This is a genomic window from Thalassolituus sp. UBA2009 (genome assembly GCF_002335285.1).
Taxonomy (GTDB): domain Bacteria; phylum Pseudomonadota; class Gammaproteobacteria; order Pseudomonadales; family Oceanobacteraceae; genus Venatoribacter; species Venatoribacter alkanivorans.
Map to the genome: position 1 here is coordinate 1 of NZ_DDCJ01000156.1, position 4,573 is coordinate 4,573.

2 protein-coding genes and 1 pseudogene are annotated in these 4,573 nt (G+C 51.3%); all 3 read left to right on the plus strand.

What is annotated here, in order from left to right; translation table 11 throughout:
• Nucleotides 1–555: 555 nt before the first annotated feature.
• A complete protein-coding gene (gene nrdG, locus B3P58_RS19345) occupies nt 556–1,002 on the plus strand; it encodes an anaerobic ribonucleoside-triphosphate reductase activating protein (RefSeq protein WP_286719875.1) in 447 nt (148 codons plus the stop codon).
• A gap of 28 nt (nt 1,003–1,030) precedes the next feature.
• Nucleotides 1,031–2,854, plus strand: a complete 1,824-nt coding sequence (gene nrdD, locus B3P58_RS19350) for an anaerobic ribonucleoside-triphosphate reductase (protein WP_286719876.1) — start codon at nt 1,031–1,033, stop codon at nt 2,852–2,854.
• A gap of 94 nt (nt 2,855–2,948) precedes the next feature.
• Nucleotides 2,949–4,573 (plus strand): annotated as a pseudogene (locus B3P58_RS19355) (xylulose 5-phosphate 3-epimerase); the annotation flags it as partial.

Sequence of the window (4,573 nt, forward strand, 5' to 3'; positions counted from 1 at the left end):
CAACTGCAATGATTATTCGGCACGCAAAACAATTCGCCCCGGAACGACGCTTTAAAACCCCAAACATTTGGATCGTTCCGGGGCAGGGTTTTGCTCTGAAGGCCGCAGAATCATCTGGTTGTCTGGCGCCGCACGATCGCCGGTTTAAGTAATCCGCTCAGCCGCACTCCAAAGGAAACCGTGTGTGAGACATGATATTTAAAAAATTCGTTTGATCTGAAAAGCGACATTGCGGTGATGGGTTTTCTGCGCCTCTGGGGCCGCCGCAGAAACCGGTGATATGTATGGTCTGCCCGCAGGGATGAGGACAAGTTGCTTAAGTGAAGAGCATTGGGGTAATAACCCGGCTTTTTTCTTTCTGCATTGCCACTGCGCCATAAATGGCCATTGCGCTGACGGCCCTTTTCCTGATCGTCCGTTCTCTGTATCGGATACCCATGTCGGAGTAGTTTGCGAATAAAATTGATCTGGATCAATTTTATTCGGCCGCCTCTCGTTAGTCTCTGTCCATATATTGTGTCTGTTTATTATTTAAGGCACCACATATGGGGTTTTATGTATTTAAGTCGTGAACAGGTGGTCTTCCAGGAAGTGCCGGGAGAAGTCTCTCTGGCCTACACCATCAGCGGTTGTCCGCTGCGTTGTCCCGGTTGCCACAGTGCCGATACCTGGCCCGCGATGGCGGGTGAACCGCTGTCCGAAGAGTACTTCCGGCAGCGTCTGGAGACATACGCCGGTCTGATCAGCTGCGTGCTGTTTATGGGTGGAGAGTGGCATGAAGCGCAGCTGTTACTGTTGCTGAAGCTGGCCCGCCGGCAAGGACTGAATACCTGTCTTTATACCGGGCTCGATACGGTTGCTCCGCGCCTGCAGGCTGAGCTGACCTACCTGAAAACCGGTCCCTGGTTACGGGATCTCGGGGGGCTGGAGTCTCCCTTAACAAATCAGCGTTTTATGGATTTACGCAGCAATCGCTGCCTGAATCACAAATTTCATCAATAACAATTGCCTACTCTGAAGGAGCGGAATCATGCTGAAACTGAGCGCAGAGCACATTAAGCATAAGCTGGATTTTATTGAACATTATCTGGCTGCACAAAATGCCGCCGACGGCTCACGGATGGATGCCAATGCCAATGTGACCGAAAAGAATATCGCCACGCTCGAAGCGGAGATGATGAAAGATTATTTTGTGCAGATTAACCGTGCGCAGGTTTCAGCAAAAATTTCCGATTTATTCGGGGATGATCTGGCACAGGAATATATCCGCCAGATAGAGAACCATGAGATTTATGTACATGATGAAACCAGCCTGAAGCCCTATTGTGTATCGGTAACTATGTATCCGTTTTTACTGGACGGGCTGACTAAGCTTGGTGGCGAATCTCAGGCACCGAAGCATATTGAATCGTTCTGTGGTTCATTCGTGAATTTTGTCTTCGCTGTCAGCAGCCAGTTTGCCGGTGCGGTGGCTACGGTCGAATTTTTAACTTACTTCGACTATTTTGCCCGCAAAGATTATGGCGATGATTATCTGAATACCCATCGTCAGCAGATTGCCAACCATCTTCAGCATGTCGTGTATGCCATCAATCAGCCGGCTGCTGCCCGGGGTTATCAGAGTGTGTTCTGGAATCTTTCGCTATACGACAAAAACTATTTCGACAGCATGTTTGGTGAGTTCGTCTTCCCTGATTTCAGCAAACCCTGCTGGAAGACGCTGGATAAACTGCAGCATTTTTTCCTGGATTGGTTCAATACTGAGCGCAGCAAAAGCATCCTCACCTTTCCGGTTGTCACCGTGGCCATGCTGACCGAAAAAGGGCAGTGTAAAGATCAGGACTTTGCCCGCAGTATGGCCGCTCACCTGAACCGGGGCAGCTCTTTCTTCGTCTACCTTTCCGACAGTGCAGACAGCCTGGCATCCTGCTGCCGCTTACGCAGTGAAATCAGTGACAATACATTTTCTTACTCGCTGGGAGCCGGTGGCGTGGCAACCGGTTCTATTAATGTAATTACAGTTAATATGAACCGGCTGGTTCAGGATGGCCGTGATCTTGCCGAAGAAATCAGTAAGGTGCAGCGTTATCAGGTGGCTTATCGTCGCTTAATGGAAGAGTACCTTCAGGCCGGAATGCTGACGGTTTACAACGCCGGATTTATTAATCTGGACAAGCAATTCCTGACTATCGGCATTAACGGTATGGTCGAGGCTGCTGAATCGCAGGGGTTGGTTGCCGGTAATAATCAGGCGTATAAAAACTTTGTCAGAGACCATCTTAAAGTGATTTATGAGGCCAATAAGGCCGCTAAACTTGAATATGGTTATATGTTTAATACGGAGTTTGTTCCGGCTGAAAATCTGGGCATCAAAAATGCCCGCTGGGATAAATCCGATGGCTATCGTGTGCAGCGGGATTGCTACAACTCCTATTTTTATCAGGTCGAAGATGAGCAATCCAATGTGCTGGATAAGTTCCAGTTGCATGGCCGTGAGCTACTCGATTATCTGGATGGCGGATCGGCACTGCATCTGAATCTGGAAGAAAAACTGAGTGAAGACGGTTATCTGGCCTTACTGAATATTGCGGCCCGTACCGGCTGTAATTATTTCTGCGTGAACGTCAAAATCACCATCTGCAACGAATGTGAAAAAATTGATAAGCGGACGCTGGAATATTGCCAGGCCTGCGGCTCTGACGATATTGACTATGGCACCCGGGTTATTGGCTATCTTAAACGCACCTCTGCGTTCAGCGCCGGGCGCCGTAAGGAGCATTCCATCCGTCACTATCACCGTCAGCAACGTCAGGAAAATCCGGGTAATCGTCAGCGTTTACAGGCTGTCAGCTGATCTGCGTCATGGTCTGCGCCGGTCTATCCCCTGCGGGGTATAGATCGGCGATGTCAAAACGCGTTTCATCAGAGACTCCTGACACGGAGTTGCTATGACGCTTAATTTATACCAGCAAACCAGTCACCCGATGACTCCGGAATATCTGGATCATGAAGCGCAGAATCTGCGTGATCAGAATCCGGAACTGGCGCTCTGGGCTTCAGGTCTGGGAGTGATTGAACACCGCCCGGCTACTCAGATTCAGGCACACCTGATGGCTGAGTCATTGCTGCAAAAAGGACTCATTGCTGACACCGGATATTTTTTTCAGCGTTTGCGTGCTCTGGATTGCCTGACCCAGCAGGCGATGTGGCTGGTGGTGCATATGACCTATGCCCGCCGCGTCTATACTGATGGCCGTAATCTCACGCCTCAGGATTTTAAAACCCACCCACGCGGACATACCGGCGGCGCTCTGAATATGGTGCCGGCCTATGCCGGTTTGCTGGCGTTAAATCATTTTACCGGCCAGCCGCGGGATTGGCTGATGGGGCAGGGCCACTGCGTTGCTGCCATTGATGCTTTGCAATTGCTGACCGGCACCGCAGCACCTGAACGTCGCCGGCAGTATCCACTGGATGATGACGGCCTGAGTCGTTTTGTCGCCGATTGTTATGACACGCGTCTGGATAATACCGGACAGCGGATATCAACACTGGGCGCCCACGTTAATGTGCATACGGCCGGTGCGCGAATGGAGGGCGGTTATCTGGGCTTTGCCGGAATGCAATATGCGCATATGCCGCTGCCGGGAGAGCGTCTGGTCGCTTTTTTAAGTGACGGAGCCTTTGAAGAACAGCGCGGTACCGACTGGGCCGCGCGCTGGTGGCGTGGAGAAGACACCGGCCTGATTGCGCCGGTAATGATTGCCAATGGCCGGCGTATTGATCAGCGCACGACCATTGCCCAACAGGGCGGCTGCAGCTGGTTTGTCAGTCATTTACGTAATCAGGGCTTTGCGCCTTTTGTGATTGATGGGCGGGACCCTGCGGCCTTTATGTGCGCCATTTATTATATGGAAATTCAGCTGTCCCAGGCGTTTGAACGTATCCGTCAGGGCGAGGCGCAATATCCGGTTGCCTTGCCTTACTGTATTGCTGAAACGGTGAAAGGGTTTGGCTTTCCTGCGGCAGGCACTGGCGCCGCATATGGTTTGCCGCTGGGAGCCTATCCGGCAGAAAATCCGGAAGCGCTGGCCTTTTTTCATCGGGGAGCAAAAGCATTATTGCAACCGGATGCGCAATGGCGCGAAGCCGCTTCTTTATTGGGGCAACCTAAACAAAAAAGCACGCCTATGCTGGCCGTTAATTGCCCTGAACCGGAATGGGCTGACCGGCGGGAATCCGCTATGGCGGCTATCGATCGTTATTTTATTGAATTAACCGAAGTTAATCCGCGCTTGCGGGTCCGGGTTGGTAATCCTGATGAGCTGCGCGGCAATGGTATGAGCCAGACGCTGGATCAGTTCCGTCACCGCGTTACCCGTCCGGAAATTACCGCCGCAGAAGCTATCGATGGCTGTGTTATTACGGCTTTGAATGAAGAGGCCGTTGTCAGTGCCTGTCTGGCGAATCAGGCGGGTATTAATCTGGTCGTTGCCTATGAAGCCTTTGCCATAAAAATGCTGTGTGCTTTGCGGCAGGCCATTATTTTTTCACGCCAACAAAAAGAAGCGGG